This window comes from Parasulfuritortus cantonensis, from assembly GCF_004337445.1.
GTDB classification, from domain to species: domain Bacteria; phylum Pseudomonadota; class Gammaproteobacteria; order Burkholderiales; family Thiobacillaceae; genus Parasulfuritortus; species Parasulfuritortus cantonensis.
Map to the genome: position 1 here is coordinate 80,232 of NZ_SJZB01000014.1, position 24,428 is coordinate 104,659.

Genomic DNA, 24,428 nt, shown 5'->3' on the forward strand with positions numbered 1-24,428 from the left:
GTCTCAGCCGTTCAGGCGTTCCAGGTAGCCCTGGATGCGTTCCGGGCGGCCGGCCCGGGCCAGCTTGCCGGCTATGGGCGCCAGGCTGGCGACATGGCTGCGCAGGACCTGCTGCTTGACCGCCATCAGGTGGGCCGGGTGCATGGAGAAGCTGCGCAGGCCGAGCCCGAGCAGCAGCCGGGTCAGGCGCGGGTCGCCGGCCATCTCGCCGCATACCGATACCGGCCGCTTCAGGCGCTGGCACACCTTCAGGGTATGGGCGACGAGCTGGATGACGCCGGGGTGCAGGGGGTCGTACAGGTGGGCGACGGTGTCGTCGGCACGATCGATGGCCAGGGTGTACTGGATCAGGTCGTTGGTGCCGATGGACAGGAAGTCCAGCTTGCGCGCGAACCATTCCGCCGCCAGGGCGGCGGCCGGCACCTCGATCATGCCGCCGATCTGGGTGTCCTTGCCGTAGGTGATGCCGTCCTTGTCCAGACTGGCTTTCGCGACGTCGATCAGTTCCAGGACCTGGTCCAGTTCGCCCAGGCTGGCGAGCATGGGGATCAGGATGCGCACCGGGCCGTAGCGGCCGGCCCGCAGGATGGCGCGCAACTGGGCCAGGAACAGGGGCGGCTCGGCCAGACAGAGGCGGATCGCGCGCAGGCCGAGGGCCGGGTTGACGCTGTCGGCATGCAGCCAGGCGGGCGACTTGTCGGCGCCGATGTCGAGGGTGCGGATCACCACCGGCCGTCCCTTCATCGCCTTGGCCACCTTGCGGTAGGCCTCGAACTGCTCGTCCTCGGAGGGCAGGTCGGTGCGGTTCAGGAACAGGAATTCGCTGCGGAACAGGCCGATGCCGGCGGCGTTCTCCTGCAGGGCCTCCTTGACGTCCTCCGGCTGGTCGATGTTGGCCATCAGCTCCACGGCCAGGCCGTCCAGGGTCGCCGACGGGCTGCTCTTGAGGCGCTTGAGCTTCTGCTGCTCCAGGCGCCATTCGTTCTGGCGCAGCCGGTATTCCTCGAGGATGTTCTCGTCCGGGTCGACGATCACCACCCCGGCGTTGCCGTCGACGATGATCCGGTCGCCCTCCTGGATCAGGGTGCGCGCGTTGTGCAGCGCCATCACCGACGGGATGCCCAGGCTGCGCGCCAGGATCGCCGTGTGCGAGGTGGCGCCGCCCAGGTCGGTGATGAAGCCGGCGAACGGGCTGCGCTTGAACAGCACCATGTCGGACGGGCTGAGGTCGTGGGCGACCAGGATGGTGGGCTCGTCGGAGACCTTCACCGGCAGTTGGCCGGGGTGGCCGAGCAGGGCCTTGAGGACCTTGTCGGCGACCTGCTTGATGTCCTGGCGGCGTTCGCGCAGGTAGGCGTCCTCGATGCTGTCGAATTGCGCCAGCAACGCCTCGGTCTGCTGCGCCAGGGCCCACTCGGCGTTGCAGGCGGTGCCGCGGATCAGGTCCTTGGGCACCTGCGACAGCATGGAATCGTTGAGGATCAGGCGATGCAGGTCGAGGAAGGCGGCCAGTTCGGCCGGGGCCCCCTCGGGCAGGTGCTCGCGCAGTTGTTCGCACTCGCAGCGGACTTCGCGGATGGCGTCGTCGAAGCGGGTCACCTCGGGCTCGATGGCGTCCTGGCCGAGGACGTAGTGGGGCGCCTCCAGGCGGTCGTTGGAGTAGAGCTGGGCGTGCCCGATGGCGAAACCGCCGGCGACGCCGATGCCATGCAGGGTGAAGGTCATTCGCCCTCCCCGAAGCGGTCGCCGATCAGCCCGACCAGGGCGGACATCGCCTCGGTCTCGTCGGGTCCCTCGATGTCGATCTTGATGGTGGTGCCCATGGCCGCCGCCAGCATCATCACGCCCATGATGCTCTTGCCGTTGACCCGGCGGCCGTTGCGCGACAACCAGACGTCGGACTGGAAGCTGGACGCGGTCTGGGTGAGCTTGGCCGAGGCGCGCGCGTGCAGGCCCAGCCTGTTGACGATCTCGACCTCGCGCTCAAGCATCGCAGTGCTCGAAACGGATGTGCATGACCCCGGCCTGGCCACCGTTGGCGGCCCGGTCGGCGAGCAGGTTGAGCGGCTCGTTGCGGTAGTTGAGCACCTTGAGCAGCATGGGCAGGTTGACCCCGGCGACGCCCTCGACCCGGCCCGGGCGGAGCAGCTTGCAGACGGTATTGCAGGGCGTGGCGCCGTAGACGTCGGTGAGGACGAGGACGCCGTCGTTGCCGGCGGCCAGGGCCTCGATGTGCTCCTTGGCGACCGCCAGCATGGCGTCGGCATCCGGATAGGCCATCAAATCCAGGGCCTGCAGGCGCTCGGGCCGCTGACCGAGCACGTAGGTGGCGCACTGGATAAGGCTCTCGCCCAGACTGCCGTGGGCGACGATTAGGAGACCGATCATGGTGACGTCGATTGCGGTGACGCGCCCATTCTAGACCCATCCCGGGAGGCTGCGGCGGTTTAGGCGGCGGACGGCAGGGTCATAAATGTGCCGGTGTGGGATAAAATCCGCGCTTGCAAACTTTCGGGCCGGCCGCGCCGGCTCCTGCACCCATGTCCGGCGAACGTATCCGCGAAATCCCCTACAACTACACCTCGTTCTCCGACCGCGAGATCGCCCTGCGCCTGCTCGGCCAGGAAGGCTGGCGGCTGATCGAGGAGCTACGCGCCGAACGCCGCACCGGCCGCTCCGCGCGCATGCTGTTCGAAGTCCTGGGCGACATCTGGGTGGTGTCGCGCAACCCCTACCTGGAAGACGACCTGCTCGCCAACCCGAAGCGGCGCGACCTCCTGATCGACGCCCTGCGCCATCGCCTGCGCGAGATCGAGGCCCGGCGCCAGGGCAACGAGCGGGTCGGCGCCCTGCTCCGGCTGGCCCACCAGGCGGTCGACGCCTTCGCCGCCCGCTTCGCCGAGACCGCCGACCTGCGCCGCGACATCCTGCACCGCCTGGCCCACGTCACCCGGCGCGACAACGTCGCCTTCGACGGCTTCGCCCGGGTCTCCCACGTCACCGACGCCACCGACTGGCGGGTCGAATACCCCTTCGTCGTCCTCTACCCGGACACCGAGGAGGAGATCCCCGGCCTGGTCAAGGGCTGCGTCGAGGCCGGGCTCACCGTCATCCCGCGCGGCGGCGGCACCGGCTACACCGGCGGCGCCGTGCCCCTGACCGCCAAGGCGGCGGTGATCAACACGGAAAAGCTGGACTGGAAGTCGGACATCGAGCAGGTCGTCCTGCCCGGCCACGCGGCGCCCACCCCGGTGGTCCGCTGCGGCGCCGGGGTGGTCACGCGCCGGGTCATGGAGCAGGCCGAGGCGGCCGGGCTCGCCTTCGCGGTCGACCCGACCTCCGCGGACGCCTCCTGCATCGGCGGCAACGTGGCCATGAACGCGGGCGGCAAGAAGGCCGTCCTCTGGGGCACCGCACTCGACAACCTGGCCTCCTGGAAGATGGTCACCCCGGAGGCCGACTGGCTCGAGGTGGTCCGCCTCGACCACAACCTGGGCAAGATCCACGACGTCGAGACCGCGCGCTTCGAACTGCGCCGCTACGATGCCGACGGCAAGCCCAAGGGCGAACCCGAGCTGCTCGCCATCCCCGGCCCGGCCTTCCGCAAGCTGGGCCTGGGCAAGGACGTCACCGACAAGTTCCTGGCCGGCCTGCCCGGCATCCAGAAGGAAGGCTGCGACGGCCTGATCACCCAGGCGACCTTCATCCTGCACCGCATGCCCCGGCACCAGCGCACCGTGTGCCTGGAGTTCTTCGGCGCCATCCACCATGCCGTACCGGCCATCGTCGAGATCAAGGCGCACATGGACGGCCAGCCGGGCGGCTGCCTGATGGCCGGCCTTGAGCACCTGGACGCCCGCTACGTCAAGGCGGTCGGCTACGCTACCAAGTCCAACCGCACCGGCCGGCCGAGCATGCTCCTGCTCGCCGACCTGGCCGCCGACGACGAGGCGGCGGTGGATGCCGCGGCCGCCCACATCGCCGAGCTGGCGCGCGGCAAGGGCGGCGAGGCCTTCATCGCCAGCACCCCGGAAGCGCGCAAGAAGTTCTGGCTCGACCGCTCGCGCACCGCGGCCATCGCCGCCCACACCAACGCCTTCAAGGTCAACGAGGACGTGGTCATCCCGCTCGACCGCCTGGCGGACTACAGCGACGGCATCGAGCGCATCAACATCGAGCTGTCGATCGCCAACAAGCTCGACCTGCTGGCCGCCGTGGAGACCTTCTTCAAGGGCACCCTGCCCCTCTTCGAGCAGGAGGACGACGTCAGTGCCGATCCCCGGCTCACCGAGGAACGGCGCGGCCGTGCCCTGGAACTGCTCGGCCGCGTCCGGACCCGCTGGCTGGACCGGCTCGAGCGCCTGGGCGAGGAAGCGGTGTTCCGCGCCATCCAGTTGCACGAGGATCGCATCTCCTGGCGCAAGGAGGTCCGCCACGAACTGCGCCAGCTGTTCACCGGGCGCGAGTACGAGCCCGTCCTGGCCGCCTGCGACCGGATACACAAGCAGGTCCTCAAGGGCCGCGTCTTCGTCGCCCTGCACATGCACGCCGGCGACGGCAACGTGCACACCAACATCCCGGTCAATTCGGACGACTACGCCATGCTGGCCACCGCCAGCGCGGCGGTGGCCCGGATCATGGAACTGGCGGTCGGCCTGGGCGGCGTGATCTCGGGCGAGCACGGCATCGGCATCACCAAGCTGGAGTTCCTGCCCGAGGAGGCGCTGCGCGCCTTCGCCGCCTACAAGGAACGGGTCGATCCGCACGGCCACTTCAACAAGGGCAAGCTGGCCCACGGCGGCGACCTGTCGAACGCCTACACGCCCAGCTTCAGCCTGCTGGAGACCGAGTCGCTGATCATGGAGCAGTCGGAGATCGGCGCCATCGCCGACTCCATCAAGGATTGCCTGCGCTGCGGCAAGTGCAAGCCGGTGTGCAACACCCACGTGCCGCGCGCCAACCTGCTCTATTCGCCGCGCAACAAGATCCTGGCCACCTCGCTGCTGATCGAGGCCTTCCTGTACGAGGAGCAGACCCGGCGCGGCGTCAGCCTCAAGCACTTCGACGAGTTCGACGACGTCGCCGAGCACTGCACGGTCTGCCACAAGTGCGTCAACCCGTGCCCGGTCGACATCGACTTCGGCGACGTCTCCACGGCCATGCGCCACCTGCTCAAGAGCACCGGCAAGAAGAAGCCGCGCCTGATGAGCAGCCTGGCCCAGTGGTTCCTCAACAGCACCGACGAGCGCGCCATCCGTTTCCTGCGCAAGGGCATGATCGAATTCGGCTACCTGGGCCAGCGCCTGGGCTACCAGTTCGTCCACCGCCTGGCCCTGGAACGCACCCAGAAGCGCCTGCCGCCGGCCTCGGTCGGCCGTCCCAAGGTGGCCGAACAGGTCGTCCACTTCCTCAACCGGCCCCTGCCCGGCGGCCTGCCCAACAAGACCGGGCGCGCCCTGCTCGGCCTCGAGGACGCCAAGGTGGTGCCGGTCCTGCACGGCAAGGGCGGCAACGGCGACGACAACGAGGCGGTGTTCTATTTCCCCGGCTGCGGCTCGGAACGGCTGTTCTCCCAGGTCGGCCTGGCCACCCTCGCCATGCTCCACGAGGTCGGTGCCCAGACCGTGCTGCCGCCCGGCTACCTGTGCTGCGGCTACCCGCAGATCTCGGTCGGCGACCGCGAGCGCGGCGAGGCCATCACGACGGCCAACCGGGTGCTCTTCCACCGGGTCGCCAACACTCTCAACTACCTCGACATCAAGACCGTGCTGGTGTCCTGCGGCACCTGCCTGGACCAATTGATGAAGTACGAGTTCGGCAAGATATTCCCCGGCTGCCGCATCCTCGACATCCACGAGTACCTGGCCGAGAAGGGCGTCAAGCTGGACGCCGTCGACGGCGTCCGCTACATGTACCACGACCCCTGCCACACGCCCATGAAGCTGGCCAGCCCGCTCGGCACCGCCAAGACCCTGCTGGGCGGCGAGGTGAAGCTGAGCGAACGCTGCTGCGGCGAGGCCGGCACCTTCGCGGCCAACCGGCCAGACATCGCCACCCAGGTGAAATTCCGCAAGTCGGAGGAGATTCGCCGGGTCGCCGACGGCCTGCGCAGCGAACGCCCCGGCGCCGAGGTCAAGCTGGTCACCTCCTGCCCGTCCTGCCTGCAGGGCCTGTCCCGCTACGGCGACGAGGCCGGCACCACGGCCGACTACATCGTCGTCGAACTGGCCAAGCACCTGCTCGGGCCGAACTGGATGGCCGACTTCGTCGCCCGCGCCACGCAGGGCGACGTGATCGAGAAGGTCCTCCTTTGACCGCCTGCCCGCTCTGCGCCGAGGCCGGCCTGGATGTCCTCTGGCGCGACGACCTGTGCCGGGTGATCCTGGTCGACGACGCCGACTATCCGGGCTTCTGCCGGGTGATCCTGAACCGCCACGTCAAGGAGATGACCGATCTCGGCGAGGCCGAGCGCACGCGCCTGATGGCGGTGGTGTTCGCGGTCGAGGCGGCCGTGCGCGCGGTGCTGGCGCCCGACAAGGTCAACCTGGCCAGCCTGGGCAACATGGTGCCGCACCTGCATTGGCACGTCATCCCGCGCTTCGCCGGCGACCGCCATTTCCCGGACGCCATCTGGGCGCCGCCCCGGCGTGCGGCCGGTCCGGCCGCGCCGGCCGACGCCGTCAGGCCACGGCTGAGCGAGGCGCTGGCTCAGCGTCTGGGACCGTCTCCGGGATGACCCGGTCGGCCGGCAGGGAGGCCGTGAAGGTGCTGCCCTTGCCGACCGCGCTGTCGACCTTGAGCTTGCCCTGGTGGCGTTGCAGCACGTGCTTGACGATCGCGAGGCCCAGGCCGGTGCCGCCGCTGGCACGCGAACGGCCGCGGTCGACGCGGTAGAAGCGCTCGGTCAGACGCGGGATGTGCTTGGCGTCGATGCCTTCGCCGGTGTCGACCACCGAGAACTCGGCGTTGCCGCTCTCGGCCAGGCGCCAGCGCAGGGTGATGCGGCCCCCGGCCGGGGTGTAGCGGACCGCGTTGCTGACCAGGTTGCCGAAGGCACTGCGCAGCTCCTGGCTGCTGCCGATCAGCTTCATCCGGGTGGCGATCTCGACCGCGATCTCGTGCTGGCCCTGGCTGAGCGAGCGGGCCTCGCCGGCCAGCACCTCGACCATGCCCGGCACGTCGACGGTCTCGTTCTTCATGTCCTGCTCGCCCTCCAGCTTGGCCAGAACCAGGAGGTCGTCGAGCAGGTGGCGGATGCGGTCGGACTGCTCGCGCATCAGGCGGAAGTGCTTCTTGAGGGCGCCGGGATCGGGCCGCTCCATCTCGTCGAAGGTCTCCAGGAAGCCGGCGATCACGGTCACCGGCGTGCGCAGCTCGTGGGAGACGTTGGCGATGAAGTCGCGCCGCATGGCGTCGACGCGTTCCAGCTCGGTGACGTCGTGGGCCAGCAGCATGCGCTGGTCGAGCGACATGCGCACCAGCTGCAGGCTCAGGGTCACCTCCGGCAGGATCGGGGCGCGCATGCGCAGGGACTGGCCGTGGTCGTCCATGGCCAGCCATTCGACGAAGCGGGCGTTGCGCAGCAGGTAGTAGATGAACTGGCCGATGTCGCGCGTGCGCGACAGGCCGAGGTAGCGCTCGGCGGCGTCGTTGAGCCAGGCGATACGGTCGCGCTTGTCCAGGATGACGACGCCGTCGGGCAGCGAACGGGTGGCCTGGAGCATCTGCTCCAGGCCGGCGGTCGCGATGTCCTGGCCGTGCCGGCTGCTGCGCAGGTGCTTGTTGAGCAGGTAGAAGACGTCGCCCCACTCGCCGACGCCGCTCGGCGCCGGCCCGCCCGGGTTGCGCAGCCAGCGGTCCAGCTGGGCGAGCTGCCAGAGGTGGCGCACCACGTAGGTGGCCAGGATCAGGAGGGTGACCGAGAGCGCCACCACCAGGCCGTGGCTGGCCAGGAAGATCAGGAAGACCGAGACCAGGACACCCACCAGGGGCAGGCGCCGCCACCAGTAAGGCCACATGTCAGGAAGGGTTTTGCCGAGGGAGGGCCAATATTAGTTCAAAGTCGCCGACAGGCGGTAACCGGCCCCGCGCACGGTCTGGATCAGGCGGTCGTGGCCGGACGATTCCAGGGCCCCGCGCAAGCGCCGGATATGCACGTCGACGGTACGCTCCTCGACGAAGACGTGGTCGCCCCAGACGTGGTCGAGCAGTTGGGAGCGCGAATAGACCCGCTCCGGGTGGGTCATGAAGAAGTGCAGGAGGCGGAACTCGGTCGGGCCGAGGTCGAGCGCGACCTCGCCGCCGTGGACGCGGTGGCTGATCGGATCGAGGCGCAGGCCGCCGATCTCGACCGGGTCCTCGGTCATCTCGGGCGCGCGCCGGCGCAGTACCGCCTTGATGCGGGCGGTCAGCTCGCGCGGCGAGAACGGCTTGGTGATGTAGTCGTCGGCACCGGTGTCCAAACCGAGTATCTTGTCGCGCTCGTCGGCACGCGCGGTCAGCATGATGATGGGGATGCCCTTCAGGCGGCTGTCGCCGCGCACCCGGCGGGCGACGTCGACGCCGGACATGCCGGGCAGCATCCAATCGAGCAGGATCAGGTCGGGCAGCGCGCCGCGCAGCAGATTCATGGCGTCCTCGCCATCGCCGGCGACGATCACGTCATGGCCCTGCTGCGACAGGTTGAACTTCAGTACCTCCTGGATTCCCGGCTCGTCCTCGACGACCAGAATGGTGGCGGACATCACGGTCTCCACGTTGAATGGCGTTGCCAGGATGTTATGACGATTGGATGAAAATTTTGTGACAACCGGCGGATAACCGATAATCGACAATCACGTCTGATTACGGGGCGTGCCGCAACCCCCGAGCACCATGGAATTCAAACACCTCAACGACATCGAGAAGGCCACCAAGTCCGGCCAGAACGAACTCTTCCGTTTCGGCATCGGCCTGCTCTTCGTGGTCGGCGTCATGATGTACGTCGCCATGCGCGGCGAAGGCCACGGCAGCCTGATGCTGGTGATCGCCGCCATGATCGGTGGCTACATGGCGATGAACATCGGCGCCAACGACGTCGCCAACAACGTCGGCCCGGCGGTCGGCTCCAAGGCCATCACGCTGGCCGGCGCCCTGATCGTGGCGGCCGTGTTCGAGGCCGCCGGGGCGCTGATCGCCGGCGGCGACGTGGTCGAGACCATCCGCAACGGCATCATCGACCCGACCCGGACCGGCAACGGCGATTCCTTCATCTGGCTGATGATGGCGGCCCTCCTGGCCGGCGCCCTCTGGCTAAACATCGCCACCGCCATGGGGGCGCCGGTCTCGACCACCCACTCCATCGTCGGTGCCGTCCTCGGCGCCGGCATCGCCGCCCAGGGCTTCGACGTCGCCAACTGGGCCACCATGGGCACCATCGCGGCCAGCTGGGTGATCTCGCCGATCCTCGGCGGCGTGGTCGCGGCGGCCTTCCTGTACTTCATCAAGCGCAGCATCACCTACAAGCCCGACATGATCTCCGCCGGGCGCCGGATGGTGCCGCTGCTGGTCGCGGTCATGGCCTGGGCGTTTTCCACCTACCTGATCCTGAAGGGCCTGAACAAGGTCTGGAAGACCGACTTCCTGAACGCCTCGCTGACCGGCCTGGTGATCGCCATCATGATCTACCTGATCGTCGGCCCCCTGGCCGCCAACAAGAAACTCACCGGCGAGACCCCCAAGCAGAGCGTCAACCAGCTGTTCACGACGCCGCTGATCTTCTCCGCCGCCCTGCTCAGCTTCGCCCATGGCGCCAACGACGTCGCCAACGCGGTCGGCCCCCTGGCCGCCATCTCCGACGTCATCGTCCACAGCGGCGGCGAGGTCGGCGCCAAGGCCTCCATCCCGCTCTGGGTGATGGTGGTGGGCGCCCTAGGCATCGCCATCGGGCTCGGCCTGTACGGCCCCAAGGTGATCCGCACCATCGGCTCGGAGATCACCGAGCTGGACCAGATGCGTGCCTACTGCATCGCCATGGCCGCCGCGGTCACCGTCATCCTGGCCTCGCAGCTGGGCCTGCCGGTCAGCTCCACCCACATCGCCGTGGGCGGCGTCTTCGGGGTCGGCTTCCTGCGCGAATACCTGAAGAGCAACTACGCCCGCATGCTGGAGGTGATCAAGGCGCACCATGCCGAGGACGACCAGGCCGCCATCGACGCCTTCATGGCCAAGTTCCGGATCGCCTCGATCGAGGAAAAGGGACACATGCTCACCGACCTCAAGGAGCAGGCCAAGCAGTCCCTCGACCCGGCGCATTTCTCCAAGCTGGAGCGCAAGGGGCTGAAGAAGATCTACCGGCACGAACTGGTGAAGCGCTCGCAACTGCTGCGCATCGGCGCCGCCTGGGTGATCACCGTGCCGGCCTCGGCGCTGATGGCGGCCCTGCTCTACTACATGATCCGCGGCATGATGCTGGGCTGAAGCGGCCCGGCGCCGCGGCGCCGGACCCGCACCGGCGTGGCCTTACTGCTTCTTGCCGGCCCCGCACTTGTTCGGCTCGGGCATGCCCATGGCGGCCCCGCACTTGCCCTCGCCGCACTTGGCTTCGCCGGCCTTGGCCTCGGTGCTCTTGGCCTTGCTCTTCGCCTTGTCCTTGGCGGCCTTCGCCTTGTCCTTGCTGGCGGTCGCCTTCTCGGCGCTGGTCTTGCCCGGTTCCGCCTTGTTGGCGTCGCCCATGCCCATGGCGGCGCCGCACTTGCCGCACTTGGCCTCGTCCGCCGCCGCCTGGTGGAAGGCGCCGTTGCCGGCCGGCGTCGCGAACGGGTTGTCGGCCGCCGCCGCCGGCAAGGCGAAGGTCACACCGGCGGCCAATGCCCAGGCCAGGGACGACAGGTTCTTTTGCTTGCGTTGCATGGCGATCTCCTCGGAACGTGACGGGCGGCCGCAGGGCGGGCCGCCGGGAGCCGCCATATTACCCCCGCTTCGGCGATTTTAATGAGCCGAATTAACAAGATACGTCGATCTTGAAAACGGCCTGGACGCCTATATTGAAAGTACCAGGCGGGTACACCGCCAGCCAGATCAGAAAGGAGGTTCGATATGGCCAACATCGTACGCCGTGATCCATTTGCAGTAGACGACCTGTTCGACGATCTGATGAAGGGCTTCTTCGTCCGTCCGGTGCGCTACCCGAGCGGCGAAGCCGTACAGATCAAGATGGACGTCAAGGAAGACGACAAGGCCTATACCGTGCACGCCGAGATGCCGGGTGCCAGGAAGGAAGACATCCACGTCAGCGTCGAGGGCGGCCTGGTCACCATCGCGGCCGAAGTGAAGCGGGCGAGCGAGCAGAAGGAAGGCGAAAAGGTGCTCCACAGCGAACGCTACTACGGCACGGTGTCGCGTAGCTTCTCGCTCGGCCAGGAGGTCGACGACGCCAACGCCAAGGCCCGCTTCGACAACGGCGTCCTGGAACTGACGCTGCCCAAGCGGGCGACGTCGGCGAGCCGCCGCCTGGCGATCGAATAAAGGCGGCGCGCTGGTACAAAAGGGCGGCCGATGCCGCCCTTTTCTTTTGTAAAATCCGCGCAACCCACAGCCCTAGGAACCCGCCATGCCGCTCTCCCACATCTCCGCCACCGACAAGGCCAGGGTGATCGCCGAGGCCCTGCCGTACATCCAGCGTTTCTGGGACAAGACCGTGGTGATCAAGTACGGCGGCAACGCCATGACCGACCCGGTGCTCAAGGCGGCCTTCGCGCGCGACGTGGTGCTGCTCAAGCTGGTCGGCCTCAACCCGGTCGTGGTGCACGGCGGCGGGCCCCAGATCGAGGACCTGCTCAAGCGGGTCGGCAAGGAGGGCAAGTTCATCCAGGGCATGCGGGTGACCGACGCCGAGACCATGGAACTGGTCGAGATGGTCCTGGGCGGCCAGGTCAACAAGGAGATCGTCAACCTCATCAACCAGGCCGGCGGCAAGGCCGTCGGCGTGACCGGCAAGGACGGCCGCTTCATCCGCGCCCAGAAGCTGATGATGGAGGACAAGAACAACCCGGGCGACCTGATCGACATCGGCCACGTCGGCCGGATCACCAAGATCGACCCCAGCCTGATCGCCTTCCTGGACTCCGGCGACTTCATCCCGGTGATCGCCCCCATCGGCGTCGGCGAGGAGGGCGAGACCTACAACATCAATGCCGACGTGGTGGCCGGCAAGCTGGCCGAGATACTCAAGGCCGAGAAGCTGGTCCTGCTCACCAACACGCCCGGCGTGCTGGACAAGGACGGCAACCTGCTCACCGGCCTGACCCCGAAGAAGATCGACGAACTGGTCGCCGACGGCACCCTGTCCGGCGGCATGCTGCCCAAGATCGGCTCGGCCCTGGAAGCCGCCAAGAGCGGCGTCAAGGCGGTGCACATCATCGACGGCCGGGTCGAGCACGCCCTCCTGCTCGAGATCATGACCGACCAGGGCGTCGGCACCCTGATCAAGTCGTCCTGAGCGGGCCGGCGCGCGCTACTTCTCGCCCGAGAGGGCGTCGCGCAACTTGCAGATGAGGCCGCCGATGGGACGCGGCTTGGCCGGCGTCACGTGGTGTTCGACGTAGTCGGCCGCGGCCCGGGCCGGGTCCGGCTCGGCGGTGAGCACCGCCTCGATGCCGCGCTTGGCCATCTTGGCGACGAAGCTGTCGCCCGCGCTGGCGCCGATCACCGCCGTGCAGCCGGCCAGCGGATGCGGCGCGTCGCCCTGGTAGTGGTGGAACACGAATTCCTTGGCCAGGGCGACCCGGCCGACCTCGGCCACCCGCGCCGGCTCGCCCGGGCTGCCGGCCTCGGCCTCGTAGACGATCCAGTCGGCACACTTGCCGATGTGCCCGGCCACCGTGCGGCCGTCCCGACTCGCCACCGCGATGCGCATGTCCGTGTCCTTTCCCGGCCGGTCCGCCTACCAGACGCCGGTGTTCGGCATCGACGCCCAGGGCTCCTGCGGCGCCAGGGCCGGGCCACGCTGGAGCAACTCGATGGAGATCAGGTCGGGCGAGCGCACGAAGGCCATGCGGCCGTCGCGCGGCGGCCTGTTGATGGTGACGCCGGCCTCCTGCAGGCGCCGGCACACGGCGTAGACGTCGTCGACCGCGTAGGCGACGTGGCCGAAGTTGCGGGCCGTGCCGTAATCCTCGTCGTCCCAGTTGTAGGTCAGCTCGATCTGCGCCGCCTCGTCGCCCGGCGCGGCCAGGAAGACCAGGGTGTAGCGCCCCTCCGGATGCTCGGAGCGCCTGACCTCGGCGAGGCCGAGGACGCCGTAGAAGGCCAGCGACGCATCGAGGTCGCGCACCCGTACCATGGTGTGGAGATATTTCATTGCCGTAGTCCTTCTCGCATGCCCGGCCGCTAGCATAGCCGCTTCCCGGCCGGGCCGGCTATTCGCGCGCCCCGGCCAGGGCATGGCGCAACTCGTCGGTGACCGAGGCGAGGCGGGCCGACAGATGGGCGCCGATGTCGCGCATCAGGGCGAGGGCGATGTCCGGGTGCTCCCGGTGCAGCCGCGCCATGTCGCCCTCGTGCAGGCTGAGCGCCTCGGAGCCGTCGGCGGTGGCGATGGCGTCGGCCGAGCGCGGCGCGCCGCGCAGGATCGCCATCTCGCCGAAGAAGGCGCCGGCCCGCAGCACCACCAGGCGCTTGAAGCGGCCGCCCTCGCCGAGCGGGACCCGGATCTCGATGCGGCCGGCCAGGAGCAGGTACAGGGTATCGCCCGGATCGCCGCGCCGGAACAGCGCCTCGCCCTTGCCGTAGCGGTGCCGGCCGGTGTACTCGAGGAGGACGGCGACCTGCGCGGCGTCCAGGCCGTGCAGGGCGTCGATCCCGTGTCCGGCCGGCTTGCCGGCGGCATCCTGGTCGGCCGCCAGGAGGACATCCTCGGCCGCCTCCAGGGCCAGGTCGGCATCGTCATACCAGACGGCCGCGGGCAGGCGGTTGTGCACGCTGGACTCGACGATCAGGCGGCCGCGCGTCTCCTCCGGCGTGATCGAGGCGAGCGCCAGGGTGATGCCGCGCTGGCCCAGTTGCCGGGCGATGCGTTGGATCGCCCCCGCCCCCGAGGCCTCGATCGTACCCACCTGGCGGAAATCCAGGATGATGTGGCGCACCTCGCCGGCCAGGGCCTCCACCTCGTCCATGAGCAGTTCGCCGCTGCCGAAGAACAGCGGCCCGGACAGTTCGACCAGGGCGATCCGGCCACCCTGCCGGCGCAGTACCTCCATGTCCGCCAGCGGCCGCATGACCGCCGAGTGGCGCCGGTCGCCCGGATAGACGCGGGCGACGATGGAACGGCTGTGGTGGCGGACGAACAGGACCATGGCGAGCAGGACCCCGGCCGCCATGGCGGCGAGCAGGTTGACCGTGACCGCCACGGCCATGACCACCGCCATCACGGCCAGGTTGCTGCGCACCTGGGCCTGGAACTCGGCATTGCCCTCGCCCCGCCACCAGGCGCGCAGCTGCATGCGCCCCCAGCGGTCGACGATGCTCCCGGCCATGTAGAGCAGCAGGACCGCCACCGCCAGCTTGGGAATCCAGGCCACGAACAGGGGCGTCATGAGCAACAGGGCGGCCATGGTGCCGGCGAAGGCGACGCTGGCCAGGCGGCCGTGGCCGCCGACCTGGCGCGCGACCAGTTGCCTGGAGTTGGACGGCGCGCTGGGCAGGGCACCGAGCAGCCCGCACAGGCAGTTGGCCAGGCCCTGGCCGAGCAGCAAGCGGCGGCTGTCGTGGCGGGTGCCGTCGACCAGGTCCTGCTGGTTGGCGATGACCAGCGCCTCGAGGGAATTCAGCGTCGCGACGGAGAGCGCCGGCACCAGGGCGAGGAGCAGGTCGCGGCGCCAGTCGAGGCCGGCCGCCGACGTGAAGTCGAGTGCCGCGACCCCGCTGCTGGGGGTGGCGACGGCGACCGCCGGCAGCATCTCGCCCAGGTCCAGGCCGGGCAGCCAGTGGCCGAACGCGAAATAGGCCAGGGTGCCGGCCGCCAGGCCGACCAGCGACCAGTGCAGCTTGGGCAGCCGGCGCTGGACCCGGTACATGAGCAGCAGCAGGGCCAGCGCGACCAGCAGCCGGGACAGGACTTCGACGGCACCGGGCCCGCTGCCGGCCTGGCCGCCCGTGGCCGAGAAGATGATCGCCAGGGCGCCCAGCATCATGGACAGGGCGACGCCGTTGGTGAAGCCGGCCAGCACCGGCAGCGGCGTGAAGCGGATGATCCGGCCCAGGTCGAAGAGCCCGAAGGCCGCCTGGATCAGGCCGGCCTGGACGACGCAGGCCATGGCGACGAAGGCGACCCGGGCCGGGTCGAAGGTGCCGCCCGGACCGGCCAGTCCGGCCAGCAGGGCCGCGAAGATCAGCGTCTGGGCCGGGCGCGGGCCGCCGAAGCTCGGCCCGGAACCGCCCACCAGGGCCGGCACCAGGCTGCCCAGCACGGAGGCCAGGAAGGCGGCGACGATGCCGGTATTGGCGAAGCCGTGGCCGAGGCCGGCGTAGGCCAGGAAGCCGTAGCCGACGTCGGTCGCGAACAGGCCGAGCGCCGTCACGGCGCCGGCGCCGGCGTAGGCGCTCAGGCCGGCGGCGGGCGGCTTGGGCGCGCGGCCCGGGAGGGGGTGTTGCGGTTCGTTTTCCGGCACCGGGCGGCCGTTGGTTTGCGCGGGACCGGCGCAGTATGGCGCGCGACCGTGTCAGGGCCGCGTCACCGGGCCGCCGGCTAGCCGGCGGCGATGCGCGCGCCGGCCCGCAGCCAGTCGAGCCACGCCGCCATGCCCTCGCCGCTGACCGCCGACACCTTGAGCACGGCCAGCTTGGGGTTGATCCGGCGCGCGTAGTCGACGCAGCGTTCGACGTCGAAGCTGAGGTGCGGCAGCAGGTCGACCTTGCTGAGCAGCATCAGGTCGGCGGCGTGGAACATGTCCGGGTACTTGAGCGGCTTGTCCTCGCCTTCGGTCACGGACAGGATCACCACCTTGTGCGCCTCGCCGAGATCGAACGCGGCCGGGCAGACCAGGTTGCCGACGTTCTCGATCATCAGCAGGCTGCCGCGCGCCGGCGTCAGCCGGGTCAAGGCCTGGCCGACCATCAGGGCGTCCAGGTGGCAGCCCTTGCCGGTGTTGACCTGCACCGCCGCCGCCCCGGTGGCGCGGATGCGGTCGGCGTCGTTGCTGGTCTGCTGGTCGCCTTCGACGACGCTGACCGGCGGTTCGCCGGCCAGGGCCTCGATGGTCTTCACCAGCAGGGTGGTCTTGCCGGAGCCGGGGCTGGATACCAGGTTGACGGCGAAGACGCCCTGCTCGGCCAGCCAGCGGCGGTTCTGCGCCGCCAGGGCATCGTTCTTGCCCAGGATGTCCTGCTCGATCCGGACCATGCGGTCCTGGCTCAGGCCGGGCGCGTGGGCATGGGCCGGGCCGAGGCCGTAGTGGAGGTCGTGGCCGTGCTGATGGGGGGCATCGGGCGCGTGCAGGGCGGCATCGCCGTGGCCATGCTCGTGCGCCAGGCCGGCGCCGTGCAGCTCGCCATGGTCGTGGGCGGTGCCGGCGTCGTCGTGGACGTGCATGTGCTGGTGTTCGTGGCTGTGGGCATGGCCGTGGGCGTGGCTGTGCACGGTGCCGTCGTCGTGCCAATGGCTGTGCTCGTGCTGATGGCTGTGTTCGTGGCTGTGCGCGTGGCCGTGGGCATGCTCGTGCTCGTGGCCCGGCGCGCCGGCGTGCAGCTCGGCCTCGCCGTGGTCGTGGCCGTGCGGCGCATCGGCCGGGTGCAGCTCGCCGTGGCCGTGGCCGGCCGCCGCGTCGGCATGGTCATGCTCGTGGGCGTGCTCATGGCTGTGGACATGGCCGTGCGGGTGCTCGTGCACGGTGCCGTCGGCGTGGCTGTGCGCGTGGCTGTGTTCGTGGCCGTGCTCGTGCTGATGCGCGTGCTCGTGGCCATGGCTGTGGCCGCCCAGGCCGTAGCCGTGGCTGTGGACGTGCCGGTATACCGTGCCGTCCGCGCCGACGTGTTCGTGTTCCAGTTCCTCACCCTCGATCCGGGTCTCGCCCTTACCGCAACCGCATACCGTGCACATTCCGTTCTCCTGACTCGGACCGCCCCGCCGGGGCGGCCCCTTATTCCACCAGCAGGTCCTTGACCCGCATCTCCATGCCCCCGGTCGCCTGCACCTGGTAGCTGCCGCAGCGCGGACAGGCCTCGTACAGGGCCGCGATCGGCACGCTGTCGGCGCATTGCATGCACCAGCCCAGGCCGGGCGTGACCTCGAACACCACCGCCGCGCCCTCGGCCGGGCCGCCGCGCAGGACCGCGTCCATGCAGAAGCGCATGGCCTCCACCTCGACGCCGGACAGGGCCCCGATCTCCAGGCGGATTTCCTTCACCTTGCTGCAGCCGGCCTCGGCGACCGCCTTTTCGACGATCTCCATGACCCCTTCGGCCAGGGACATCTCATGCATCGCTCACCTCGATCCCGCACGCCACGCACGGGTCCATGGCCAGCACCATGCGGCGCGCCCGCGCCGCCAGGTCGGCCGCGTCGGGCAGGCCGCGCAGGGCCGCCGCCAACGGACCGTCGGGCTGGAAGTTCCATTCCGTGGGGGCGACGATAGCGTAGCGCGCGACGCGCCCCGACTCCAGCGCCACGGCATGGATGAGCAGGCCGCGCGCCGTCTCCACCGCGGCGATGCCGAGTCCCGGGGCGGGGTTCCAGGCTGCGGCGAGGCCGGCGCCGGCGTCCGCCGGACGTACCGCCAGGCGCACCAGTTCGAGCAGGCGGGCGAGCATGCGGGCGCCGAAGCCGGCGCCACGGGCCGCCGACCAGGCGCGCAGCAGCGGCTCGGCGCGGCCGCGCGCCAGGGCGCCGGTCTCGACCCGGGCACCGGCCAGGCGCGGCCGCATGGCGTAGTCCTCGTCGGCCAGGGCCTGGCGCGCCACCGCCTCGATGGCGGCCGCCTCCAGGCCGGCCAGGGGCGGCAGCAGGGCCGGCGCGGCCACCGCCGCCTCGCGTTCGAGGCCGGCGCAGAGGCGGGCCGGCAGGGTCGCGCCGGCGTTCCGCCAGGCGTCGAAGGCGGCCAGGCCGTCCGGCCCGGACACCCGTTCCAGCCAGGCGGCCGGGGCCTCGCCCAGGACCGACCCGGCCACCAGGTCGGCGAGCAGCGCCCGGTCCAGGCCGGCCCCGGTGGGCCGCAGCCGGCGCAGATCCGCCGCCGCGTCGGCCAGGCCGGCCTGGCGCGGCCAGTCGAGGAGGAGGCGCCAGGCATGCTCATGGGCCATCTCGGCCAGGATGCGGCCGGCCCGGTCCGGCCCGGGCCCGGCGGCGGGCCGGCCGGCGGCCGCCTCGGTGGCCAGTTCGGCGGCGCTGCGCTGGGCCTGGCCGCACAGGCTGAACAGCATGCCGACCAGTTGCACGGCGCGCTCCGGCGTCTGGCCGGCGAGCAGGCGTTGGGCGAGCGGCCGCCGGGTGCTGGCGATGGCGACCTCGGGGGGCCGGCCCGGACGCCGCGTCAGGGCGACGTCGATGCGGCCCTCGGGCAGCCCGATCATGCCTGCTTGGCGCCCGGGATCAGGGCGCGGAAGAAACCGCGCCGGCCCTGGTCCGGCTCGTCCTTGGCCGGCGGCGCCGGCTTGGCCGGGGCCACGAAGACCCGCTTGGCGATTTCCTCGGCCACCGCCATGACGTCGGCCTGGCTGGCGAACTGGGACATCGGCGAGATGAGCGGGCAGGCGAAGTAGAGCCCGAGGCCGTCCTCGTGGGCGGCGGCGAACTCGTAATTGCCGGACGGCAGGGCGAGGACGCGCTCGCTCAGGTCGGCCGCCTCGTCGGCGCCGGTCGGGCAGGCCACCAGGTTCAGGAACCAGGGCGTCACCAGGACACCGAGCCAGTAGTCCTGCCAAGGCCGGAAACCCACCGCCGCCACCGCCAGGGCGGGGTTGAGGATGGGCAGCCCGGCCATGCGCTCGGCGGCGATGCGGCTGAAGGTGGCCTCCAGGCGGGCACTGGGATCGTCTTGTCTGTCAGTCATGCAACACCATGAATTGTTCCTTGGCGCCATCGCAGTGCGGACAGCGCCAATGCTCGGGCAGGTCGGCGAAGGCGGTGCCGGGCGGCACCTGCCAGACCGGGTCGCCCTCGGCCGGGTCGTAGACGTACCAGCATATCTTGCACTCCAGCCGCGCATCCGGGTCGATGCGGGCGGCGTCGCCCAGGTAGGAGCCTTCGAAGGTCTGCATGGTGCCGACCTCAGCCGATCCAGTCCAGCACTTCCGCCAGGCGTTCCCGGCTGTCGGCCAGGTCGTCGGCGGCGGCGCGCGCCACCTCGGGCACGTCGGCGATCTCGATGGTGTTGAGGATGAGCGCGTCCTGGGCGTTGAAGTACTGCACCCACCAGACCCGGGGCACGCCGGTGCCGGTGATCCGGCAGTTGCCGTAGCCGCGCGACAGGATGGTGACGCCGTTGCGGCCCAGGGCCTGGTCCAGGTAGTCGCCGTCGCCCGGGGTGAAGGGCAGCAGGGTCAGGTTGATGACGTGCTGGGCCGTGCCCAGGCCGAGCTGTTCCTCGATCTCGGCCAGCAGGGCCGGGGCGTTGGCCACCCCGGCGCCGGCTTCGGGACGGGCGATGGCGGGCACCGGGGCGTGCAGTCGGGCGCGCAAGGCGGCCGGCACGTCGGCGACCTCGACGGCGTCCGCGACGGTCAGGCCGGCGGCCTGTTCGCGCACCCGCCAGACGCCCGCGAACACGCTCTCCTGAGCCAGGACGAGGCTATCGCCGGATTCCGCCCGGGCGCTCACCTCGCCCTCGCCGAGCACTTGGCCGAGCAGTTCCAGGGCGGCCGGCTCGAGGTCCCCGAGGTCGACGCGGCCCGGCTGCCCGCCGGCCAGGACGGCGAGCACCGCCGCCAGCGCCCGGCGGGCCCCGGCCCGGCCCTGCATCTGCTCGGGCTCGGGCAGCACCGGCGGCCGGTAGGTCTGCATGTCGTGCGGCATGGGCATGTAGTTGAGGGCGTCGTCCTCGGGCTGGGAACCGGGGCCGACGGCGTGGACGGGGATCGGGAAGGGCTTCATGGCGGACCTCAATGGCAGGCGTGGGCGGATTGGGCGGCGGCGACCGGAATGCCGATGCCGGGCGGGCGGCTGGCCGGGGCGGCCAGCATCTCGCCCAGCCGGGCCACGAAGACGGTCCAGTCCTGCATGCCCGACAGGGTGCCGACGTAGTCGCCCTGGCGCAGGAAGACCAGGCTGGGCCAGCGGCTGAAGCCGTAGCGCGCCTGCACCGCCGCCTCCAGGCCCGGCGCCACGACGGCGGCGCGCAGGCGGCCGGGCCGCAGGGCGAGCAATTCGGGCAGCACCACGGCAACGTCCAGGCACTCCGGGAACTGGCTCGGGTTGCCGCCGCAGAACAGCACCCAGTCGCCCGGTTCGGCGGCCAGGGCGGCCAGGTCGGCCTCGCTGGCCAGGGTGCGGCCGACGGTCTCGGCCAGGCGGTCGAGCAAGGGATGGTTCATGGTCATTTCGGTTCTCCTCTCAGGAATTCCGGCAGCTCGGGCGGCCGGTCGATCAGGTCGGCGAAGAAGCGGCTCAGGTCGGTCTCGCCGTTCATGGCCGCCGCCAGGCCGTCCAGGGCGGCCTCGATGCGTCCGGCGGCTTCGGCGTCGATGACCTCGCGGGCGGCGTCCAGGAAGGTCAGCAGCCAGGTCCCGGGGGCCTGGGCGCCGACCAGGGCGAGGTCGACGCGACGCTCGCCGGCGCGGCCCAGGCACTGCGCGCTGAGGCCGTCGCAGGTCAGCACCTGCATGGGGATGCCGACGCACATCAGGCCACCCCCTCGTTCAGGAAACGCGCGTCGCCCAGGCGCCAGGCCGCCTCGGCGCTCGGCCGCTCGGCCTCGTAGGGGACGATGTCCAGGCTGGCCAGGGTGATGCGTTCGTCGGCGGCCGGCGGCGCCGTGCGCGGCTCCGCCGCGACGCCCCATTCGGCCAGCAGGCCGAGCGCGGCGGCGACCGCCGCGGGCAGGACGCCCTTGACCGTGTCGGTCAGGCTGCCGCCGTAGTCCTCCAGCATGGCCGGCTGGACGCCGACCAGGGCCACCGCCTCGGGCCGCCAGCCGCGCAGGCCGGCCACCGCCAGGACCTCCTGGAAGCCGGTCTGGTGCAGGCTCATCTTCTTGGCCCCCATGAAGGCCGGGACGTCGTCGTCGCGCACGACGTTGACGCTGCCGGGCGCCAGGCCGTAGTCGACCGCGTCGAGCACCAGCAGGCGCCGGCAGCCTTCCACGTAGGGCAACAGGTAGAGGCCCTGGGTGCCGCCGTCGAGCAGGTGCACCTGCGGCCCGAAGCGCCACTGCGCGTGCAGCGCCTCGAGGGCGCGGATGCCGAAGCCCTCGTCGGACCAGAGCAGGTTGCCGATGCCCAGGACCAGGGTGTCGCAGGCGTAGTCGAGCGGCCGCCTTGTTACGGGGTCCGTAACAGGGCTGGCTGCGGCAGGTGTGGGGTTCATGGCGCGGGCTCTCAGGCTTGCGCGGACCGGCGCAGGGCGCGCCAGGCCTGGTGCAGGTCGAAGGCGGCCTGCCAGGCGGTCCACAGGGTGGGGTCGGTGCCGAAATGGCCGGCCAGGCGCAGGGCGGTGTCCGGGCTGATGCCGCGGCGGCCGTTCAGCAGTTCGTTGATGCGGCGCCGGGAGACGCCGAGGAGGCGGGCGAGTTCGCCCTGGGTCATGCCGCTGGGGGCCAGGAAATGGCTCTGCAGCATGCGCCCCGGATGGGGCGGCCGGCGGCTGGAAAGGCCGGGCGGAGTACGCAAGAAAAGAGGCCGGGCCGGCGCACCGGAGCGGTGCGCGGCGCCGACAAAGCCTGCTGCGAAGGAGCAAGGAAGGAGAGAAACGGTCATGGCCGGGCCGGGCTCAGGGCTTGTCGTCCTTGAACAGGCGCCAGCCGGACAACATGGTGGAGACCATGCTCTGGCGCGACATGATGTCCTCGCGCACGGCGGCATAGACGTGCAGCATGACGAACAGGACCATCACCCACATGCCCAGGTGGTGCCAGGTGTGCACGTCCTGGCTCTGGCCGAACAGGGGGATCACCCAGGAGGTGAATACCGTGTGCGCCCAGCTGCCGTCCTGGGCGCCCTCGCCGTAGAGGGCGAAGCCGGTGCAGATCATGAACACCATGGTCAGGGTGACCATGAAGAACATGGACAGCTGCGCGAGCGGGTTGTGGCCGACGTACTTCTTCGGGTCCGGCTCCAGGAACAGGTACCAGCGCAGCTCGAACAGCACCTCGCGCCACCACCTGGGGTTGAAGATGGGCAGCTTGAACAGCTGGCGGGCGTGCTGGTTGCCCACGAAGGCCCAGTAGATGCGGCCCAGGAAGCCGACCAGCAGCACGTAGCCGGCGGCGAAGTGGGCGAACCGGATGTAGCCCATGGCGAAGTGCTGGCTGGCCTCGCCCGGCATGCTGGGCAGGGGCGAGCCGATGAAGTAGCCGGTGATCGCCAGGATGGTGATGGCCAGGGCGTTGACCCAGTGCCACAGCCGTACCGGCGCCTCGTAGACGTAGATCGCCTTGACCGAGCGCCCGTGGGCGGCGGCCTCCTGCATGTCCTGTGCTGAAAGCATGTCTGTCTCCTTGGTTCAGCGGCGCGTCAACGCACCCGTACCTTGGTCATTTCCTGGCCGTCCGGCGCCATGACGTGGGTCGAGCAGGCCAGGCAGGGGTCGAAACTGTGCAGGGTGCGCAGGATCTCCAGGGGCTGGTCGGCCTTGGCCAGCGGGGTGTCCATCAGGCTGGCCTCGAAGGCGCCGATCTGGCCCTTGGGATCGCGCGGGCTGCCGTTCCAGGTGGTCGGCACCACGCACTGGTAGTTGTCGATCTTGCCGTCCTGGATCTTCACCCAGTGGCCCAGGGCGCCGCGCGGCGCCTCGGTGAAGCCGGCCCCCTTGGTGGCCTTGGGCCAGGTCGCCGGTTCCCACTTGTCGACGTTGGCGGTGCTCAGGTCGCCGGCCTTCAGGTTGGCCATGAGCTTGTCGAAGAAGTAGGACATCTTGTGCGCCGCCCACTGGCATTCCAGGCCGCGTGCGGCGGTCCGGCCGAGGGTCGAGAAGAGGGCCTGGACCGGGGCGTCGAGCTCCTTGAGCAAGGCCTCGACCGGTTCCTTGAACTCGGGCTTCTTCTGCGCGTAGCCGATGATGTAGCGGGCCAGCGGGCCGACCTCCATGGCGTTGCCGCGCCAGCGCGGCGACTTGATCCAGGAATACTTGCCCGACTCGTCCAGCTCCTGGATGTTGGTCTTGGTCCCCTTGGTGTTGGGGCCGAGCACGAAGTTGGGCTCGGTGACGCCGTCCCACGGGTGCAGGCCCTTGGTCTCGTCCGGGTACTTGTACCAGGAGTGGGTGACGAATTCCTGGATCTGCTCGGGGTCCTTGAGGTCGACGTCGTGGACCTTGCCGAGGTCGCCGTTGATGATGGCGCCGCGCGGCAGGAGCAGGTTGCCGGCCGAGTAGTCGTTGGCCTTGTCCGGGATGTCGCCGTAGGACATGACGCTCTTGGACGACAGGCCGCCGCCGTACAGCCAGCCCTTGTAGAACTTGGCGATGGCGATCAGGTCGGGGATGTAGACCTGCTCGGTGAACTCGATGGAACGGTCGATGATGCTCTTGACCAGGTTCAGGCGCTCCATGTTGACGGCGCCGACGGCGCCCGTGCCGTCCAGGTTGATGGCGCACGGGACGCCGCCGACCAGCCAGTTCGGGTGCGGGTTCTTGCCGCCGAAGATGGTGTGGATCTTGACGATCTCCTTCTGGAAGTCGAGCGCCTCCAGGTAGTGGGCCACCGCCATCAGGTTGGCCTCGGGCGGCAGCTTGTAGGCCGGGTTGCCCCAATAGCCGTTCATAAACGGGCCGAGCTGGCCCGACTCGACGAACTTCTTCAGGCGGTTCTGCAGGTCGCGGAAATAGCCGGGCGAGGACAGCGGCCAGTTGGAGATGCTCTGGGCCAGTTCCGAGGTCTTCTTGGGGTCGGCGGACAGGGCCGACACCACGTCGACCCAGTCGAGCGCGTGCAGGTGATAGAAGTGCACCAGGTGGTCGTGCACCTGCAGGGTCAGCTGCATGATGTTGCGGATGCTGTTGGCGTTCTCCGGGATCTGGATGGCCAGGGCGTCCTCGACCGCGCGCACCGAGGTGAGCGCGTGGGTGCCGGTGCAGACGCCGCAGATGCGCTCGGTGAAGGCCCAGGCGTCGCGCGGGTCGCGGCCCTTGAGGATGACCTCCAGGCCGCGCCACATGGTGCCGGTGGAGACCGCGTTGCGGATCACGTTGCTGGAATCGAGGTTGACCTCGACGCGCAGGTGGCCCTCGATCCGGCACACCGGGTCGACGACGACGCGCTTGCCGGAGTTGTCCAGTTTGAAGCCTTGAGTCTCGTATGCCATGT

The 24,428-nt window shown here is 70.0% G+C and carries 26 protein-coding genes; 5 read left to right on the forward strand and 21 right to left on the reverse strand.

The features are described 5' to 3' along the window. Nucleotides 1–3: 3 nt before the first annotated feature. Genes ptsP through EZJ19_RS04180 form a run of 3 tightly spaced genes read right to left on the reverse strand, consistent with a single transcriptional unit; the run spans nucleotide 4 to nucleotide 2,388 of the window. Complete coding sequence (gene ptsP, locus EZJ19_RS04170) at nucleotides 4–1,725, reverse strand: phosphoenolpyruvate--protein phosphotransferase (protein WP_131445040.1); 1,722 nt, start codon at nucleotides 1,723–1,725, stop codon at nucleotides 4–6. Then, nucleotides 1,722–1,991, reverse strand: coding sequence for an HPr family phosphocarrier protein (locus EZJ19_RS04175; RefSeq protein WP_131445041.1), 270 nt, complete (start codon nucleotides 1,989–1,991; stop codon nucleotides 1,722–1,724). The genes ptsP and EZJ19_RS04175 overlap by 4 nt, the downstream gene beginning before the upstream one ends. Continuing rightward, complete coding sequence (locus EZJ19_RS04180) at nucleotides 1,984–2,388, reverse strand: PTS sugar transporter subunit IIA (RefSeq protein ID WP_131445042.1); 405 nt, start codon at nucleotides 2,386–2,388, stop codon at nucleotides 1,984–1,986. Before EZJ19_RS04180 ends, EZJ19_RS04175 begins: the two co-directional genes overlap by 8 nt. Before the next feature lie 152 nt (nucleotides 2,389–2,540). On the opposite strand from EZJ19_RS04180, the gene EZJ19_RS04185 reads away from it, so the two are divergent. Both EZJ19_RS04185 and EZJ19_RS04190 read left to right on the forward strand, forming a co-directional pair. After that, entirely contained in the window at nucleotides 2,541–6,314 is a 3,774-nt protein-coding gene (locus EZJ19_RS04185) for a DUF3683 domain-containing protein (RefSeq protein WP_131445043.1), read from the forward strand. Further along, the gene (locus EZJ19_RS04190) at nucleotides 6,311–6,736 is read left to right on the forward strand and encodes an HIT family protein (protein ID WP_131445044.1); all 426 of its coding nucleotides are present in this window, start codon (nucleotides 6,311–6,313) and stop codon (nucleotides 6,734–6,736) included. Before EZJ19_RS04185 ends, EZJ19_RS04190 begins: the two co-directional genes overlap by 4 nt. On the opposite strand, the gene phoR is transcribed toward EZJ19_RS04190, so the two are convergent. Next, complete coding sequence (phoR, locus tag EZJ19_RS04195) at nucleotides 6,681–8,018, reverse strand: phosphate regulon sensor histidine kinase PhoR (RefSeq protein WP_131445045.1); 1,338 nt, start codon at nucleotides 8,016–8,018, stop codon at nucleotides 6,681–6,683. The genes EZJ19_RS04190 and phoR overlap by 56 nt on opposite strands. Nucleotides 8,019–8,051: 33 nt before the next feature. Next, nucleotides 8,052–8,744 carry a phosphate regulon transcriptional regulator PhoB gene (gene phoB, locus EZJ19_RS04200; RefSeq protein WP_131445046.1) on the reverse strand — a complete coding sequence of 231 codons (693 nt, stop codon included), beginning with the start codon at nucleotides 8,742–8,744 and terminating at the stop codon, nucleotides 8,052–8,054. Nucleotides 8,745–8,874: 130 nt separating this feature from the next. On the opposite strand from phoB, the gene EZJ19_RS04205 reads away from it, so the two are divergent. Further along, the gene (locus EZJ19_RS04205; RefSeq protein WP_131445047.1) at nucleotides 8,875–10,458 is read left to right on the forward strand and encodes an inorganic phosphate transporter; all 1,584 of its coding nucleotides are present in this window, start codon (nucleotides 8,875–8,877) and stop codon (nucleotides 10,456–10,458) included. 42 nt (nucleotides 10,459–10,500) lie between these two features. Here EZJ19_RS04205 and EZJ19_RS04210 read toward each other — a convergent pair whose 3' ends face one another. Then, nucleotides 10,501–10,890 carry an HvfA family oxazolone/thioamide-modified RiPP metallophore gene (locus tag EZJ19_RS04210; protein ID WP_131445048.1) on the reverse strand — a complete coding sequence of 130 codons (390 nt, stop codon included), beginning with the start codon at nucleotides 10,888–10,890 and terminating at the stop codon, nucleotides 10,501–10,503. A 186-nt stretch (nucleotides 10,891–11,076) separates the two neighbouring features. Here EZJ19_RS04210 and EZJ19_RS04215 point away from each other — a divergent pair, with 186 nt between their 5' ends. Together EZJ19_RS04215 and argB are read left to right on the forward strand one after the other, a co-directional pair. Then, nucleotides 11,077–11,505 carry an Hsp20/alpha crystallin family protein gene (locus EZJ19_RS04215; RefSeq protein ID WP_131445049.1) on the forward strand — a complete coding sequence of 143 codons (429 nt, stop codon included), beginning with the start codon at nucleotides 11,077–11,079 and terminating at the stop codon, nucleotides 11,503–11,505. A gap of 85 nt (nucleotides 11,506–11,590) precedes the next feature. Beyond that, nucleotides 11,591–12,478, forward strand: a complete 888-nt coding sequence (argB, locus tag EZJ19_RS04220) for an acetylglutamate kinase (protein WP_131445050.1) — start codon at nucleotides 11,591–11,593, stop codon at nucleotides 12,476–12,478. Nucleotides 12,479–12,493: 15 nt separating this feature from the next. On the opposite strand, the gene EZJ19_RS04225 is transcribed toward argB, so the two are convergent. From EZJ19_RS04225 to EZJ19_RS04290, 15 genes are all read right to left on the reverse strand, one after another. Continuing rightward, a complete protein-coding gene (locus EZJ19_RS04225) occupies nucleotides 12,494–12,895 on the reverse strand; it encodes a NifB/NifX family molybdenum-iron cluster-binding protein (protein WP_131445051.1) in 402 nt (133 codons plus the stop codon). A 27-nt stretch (nucleotides 12,896–12,922) separates the two neighbouring features. Then, nucleotides 12,923–13,339, reverse strand: a complete 417-nt coding sequence (locus EZJ19_RS04230) for a VOC family protein (protein WP_131445052.1) — start codon at nucleotides 13,337–13,339, stop codon at nucleotides 12,923–12,925. A 58-nt stretch (nucleotides 13,340–13,397) separates the two neighbouring features. Continuing rightward, nucleotides 13,398–15,647 carry an SLC26A/SulP transporter family protein gene (locus EZJ19_RS04235; protein ID WP_131445053.1) on the reverse strand — a complete coding sequence of 750 codons (2,250 nt, stop codon included), beginning with the start codon at nucleotides 15,645–15,647 and terminating at the stop codon, nucleotides 13,398–13,400. 77 nt (nucleotides 15,648–15,724) lie between these two features. Then, nucleotides 15,725–17,074: a hydrogenase nickel incorporation protein HypB gene (gene hypB, locus EZJ19_RS16760; RefSeq protein WP_131445054.1), complete on the reverse strand. Its 1,350-nt coding sequence runs from the start codon at nucleotides 17,072–17,074 to the stop codon at nucleotides 15,725–15,727. A 40-nt stretch (nucleotides 17,075–17,114) separates the two neighbouring features. After that, a complete protein-coding gene (locus EZJ19_RS04245; protein WP_131445055.1) occupies nucleotides 17,115–17,456 on the reverse strand; it encodes a hydrogenase maturation nickel metallochaperone HypA/HybF in 342 nt (113 codons plus the stop codon). Continuing rightward, complete coding sequence (locus tag EZJ19_RS04250) at nucleotides 17,449–18,543, reverse strand: nickel-dependent hydrogenase large subunit (protein WP_131445056.1); 1,095 nt, start codon at nucleotides 18,541–18,543, stop codon at nucleotides 17,449–17,451. Before EZJ19_RS04250 ends, EZJ19_RS04245 begins: the two co-directional genes overlap by 8 nt. Next, nucleotides 18,540–19,022 (reverse strand): [NiFe]-hydrogenase assembly chaperone HybE, encoded by a 483-nt coding sequence (gene hybE / locus EZJ19_RS04255; protein WP_165873457.1) that lies wholly within the window; start codon nucleotides 19,020–19,022, stop codon nucleotides 18,540–18,542. Before hybE ends, EZJ19_RS04250 begins: the two co-directional genes overlap by 4 nt. Continuing rightward, nucleotides 19,015–19,230 carry a rubredoxin gene (locus EZJ19_RS15765; protein WP_165873458.1) on the reverse strand — a complete coding sequence of 72 codons (216 nt, stop codon included), beginning with the start codon at nucleotides 19,228–19,230 and terminating at the stop codon, nucleotides 19,015–19,017. Before EZJ19_RS15765 ends, hybE begins: the two co-directional genes overlap by 8 nt. A gap of 10 nt (nucleotides 19,231–19,240) precedes the next feature. Continuing rightward, nucleotides 19,241–20,062 carry a hydrogenase expression/formation C-terminal domain-containing protein gene (locus EZJ19_RS04260; RefSeq protein ID WP_131445058.1) on the reverse strand — a complete coding sequence of 274 codons (822 nt, stop codon included), beginning with the start codon at nucleotides 20,060–20,062 and terminating at the stop codon, nucleotides 19,241–19,243. Between the two features lie 8 nt (nucleotides 20,063–20,070). Further along, nucleotides 20,071–20,508, reverse strand: a complete 438-nt coding sequence (locus tag EZJ19_RS04265) for a thioredoxin domain-containing protein (protein ID WP_131445059.1) — start codon at nucleotides 20,506–20,508, stop codon at nucleotides 20,071–20,073. Beyond that, nucleotides 20,505–20,810 carry a HypC/HybG/HupF family hydrogenase formation chaperone gene (gene hypC, locus EZJ19_RS04270; protein ID WP_131445060.1) on the reverse strand — a complete coding sequence of 102 codons (306 nt, stop codon included), beginning with the start codon at nucleotides 20,808–20,810 and terminating at the stop codon, nucleotides 20,505–20,507. Before hypC ends, EZJ19_RS04265 begins: the two co-directional genes overlap by 4 nt. Continuing rightward, the gene (locus tag EZJ19_RS04275; RefSeq protein ID WP_131445061.1) at nucleotides 20,810–21,493 is read right to left on the reverse strand and encodes a HyaD/HybD family hydrogenase maturation endopeptidase; all 684 of its coding nucleotides are present in this window, start codon (nucleotides 21,491–21,493) and stop codon (nucleotides 20,810–20,812) included. The genes hypC and EZJ19_RS04275 overlap by 1 nt, the downstream gene beginning before the upstream one ends. Before the next feature lie 11 nt (nucleotides 21,494–21,504). Further along, on the reverse strand, nucleotides 21,505–21,987 hold the full coding sequence (locus EZJ19_RS16765; protein WP_420813099.1) for a HigA family addiction module antitoxin: 483 nt from the start codon (nucleotides 21,985–21,987) through the stop codon (nucleotides 21,505–21,507). Beyond that, nucleotides 21,896–22,612 (reverse strand): Ni/Fe-hydrogenase, b-type cytochrome subunit, encoded by a 717-nt coding sequence (cybH, locus tag EZJ19_RS04285; protein WP_131445063.1) that lies wholly within the window; start codon nucleotides 22,610–22,612, stop codon nucleotides 21,896–21,898. Before cybH ends, EZJ19_RS16765 begins: the two co-directional genes overlap by 92 nt. Nucleotides 22,613–22,638: 26 nt before the next feature. After that, nucleotides 22,639–24,426: a nickel-dependent hydrogenase large subunit gene (locus tag EZJ19_RS04290; RefSeq protein WP_131445064.1), complete on the reverse strand. Its 1,788-nt coding sequence runs from the start codon at nucleotides 24,424–24,426 to the stop codon at nucleotides 22,639–22,641. Between the last annotated feature and the right edge of the window lie 2 nt (nucleotides 24,427–24,428).

Excerpts from the sequence above, each read along its gene's own strand:
- ptsP (WP_131445040.1), bottom strand. The coding sequence starts at position 1,725 with ATGACCTTCACCCTGCATGGCATCGGCGTCGCCGGCGGTTTCGCCATC.
- EZJ19_RS04175 (WP_131445041.1), bottom strand. The coding sequence starts at position 1,991 with ATGCTTGAGCGCGAGGTCGAGATCGTCAACAGGCTGGGCCTGCACGCG.
- EZJ19_RS04180 (WP_131445042.1), bottom strand. The coding sequence starts at position 2,388 with ATGATCGGTCTCCTAATCGTCGCCCACGGCAGTCTGGGCGAGAGCCTT.
- EZJ19_RS04185 (WP_131445043.1), top strand. The coding sequence starts at position 2,541 with ATGTCCGGCGAACGTATCCGCGAAATCCCCTACAACTACACCTCGTTC.
- phoR (WP_131445045.1), bottom strand. The coding sequence starts at position 8,018 with ATGTGGCCTTACTGGTGGCGGCGCCTGCCCCTGGTGGGTGTCCTGGTC.
- phoB (WP_131445046.1), bottom strand. The coding sequence starts at position 8,744 with ATGTCCGCCACCATTCTGGTCGTCGAGGACGAGCCGGGAATCCAGGAG.
- EZJ19_RS04205 (WP_131445047.1), top strand. The coding sequence starts at position 8,875 with ATGGAATTCAAACACCTCAACGACATCGAGAAGGCCACCAAGTCCGGC.
- EZJ19_RS04210 (WP_131445048.1), bottom strand. The coding sequence starts at position 10,890 with ATGCAACGCAAGCAAAAGAACCTGTCGTCCCTGGCCTGGGCATTGGCC.
- EZJ19_RS04215 (WP_131445049.1), top strand. The coding sequence starts at position 11,077 with ATGGCCAACATCGTACGCCGTGATCCATTTGCAGTAGACGACCTGTTC.
- argB (WP_131445050.1), top strand. The coding sequence starts at position 11,591 with ATGCCGCTCTCCCACATCTCCGCCACCGACAAGGCCAGGGTGATCGCC.
- EZJ19_RS04225 (WP_131445051.1), bottom strand. The coding sequence starts at position 12,895 with ATGCGCATCGCGGTGGCGAGTCGGGACGGCCGCACGGTGGCCGGGCAC.
- EZJ19_RS04230 (WP_131445052.1), bottom strand. The coding sequence starts at position 13,339 with ATGAAATATCTCCACACCATGGTACGGGTGCGCGACCTCGATGCGTCG.
- hypB (WP_131445054.1), bottom strand. The coding sequence starts at position 17,074 with ATGTGCACGGTATGCGGTTGCGGTAAGGGCGAGACCCGGATCGAGGGT.
- EZJ19_RS04245 (WP_131445055.1), bottom strand. The coding sequence starts at position 17,456 with ATGCATGAGATGTCCCTGGCCGAAGGGGTCATGGAGATCGTCGAAAAG.
- EZJ19_RS04250 (WP_131445056.1), bottom strand. The coding sequence starts at position 18,543 with ATGATCGGGCTGCCCGAGGGCCGCATCGACGTCGCCCTGACGCGGCGT.
- hybE (WP_165873457.1), bottom strand. The coding sequence starts at position 19,022 with ATGACTGACAGACAAGACGATCCCAGTGCCCGCCTGGAGGCCACCTTC.
- EZJ19_RS15765 (WP_165873458.1), bottom strand. The coding sequence starts at position 19,230 with ATGCAGACCTTCGAAGGCTCCTACCTGGGCGACGCCGCCCGCATCGAC.
- EZJ19_RS04260 (WP_131445058.1), bottom strand. The coding sequence starts at position 20,062 with ATGAAGCCCTTCCCGATCCCCGTCCACGCCGTCGGCCCCGGTTCCCAG.
- EZJ19_RS04265 (WP_131445059.1), bottom strand. The coding sequence starts at position 20,508 with ATGACCATGAACCATCCCTTGCTCGACCGCCTGGCCGAGACCGTCGGC.
- hypC (WP_131445060.1), bottom strand. The coding sequence starts at position 20,810 with ATGTGCGTCGGCATCCCCATGCAGGTGCTGACCTGCGACGGCCTCAGC.
- EZJ19_RS04275 (WP_131445061.1), bottom strand. The coding sequence starts at position 21,493 with ATGAACCCCACACCTGCCGCAGCCAGCCCTGTTACGGACCCCGTAACA.
- EZJ19_RS16765 (WP_420813099.1), bottom strand. The coding sequence starts at position 21,987 with ATGCCGCCGTGCGCGAGGACATCATGTCGCGCCAGAGCATGGTCTCCA.
- cybH (WP_131445063.1), bottom strand. The coding sequence starts at position 22,612 with ATGCTTTCAGCACAGGACATGCAGGAGGCCGCCGCCCACGGGCGCTCG.
- EZJ19_RS04290 (WP_131445064.1), bottom strand. The coding sequence starts at position 24,426 with ATGGCATACGAGACTCAAGGCTTCAAACTGGACAACTCCGGCAAGCGC.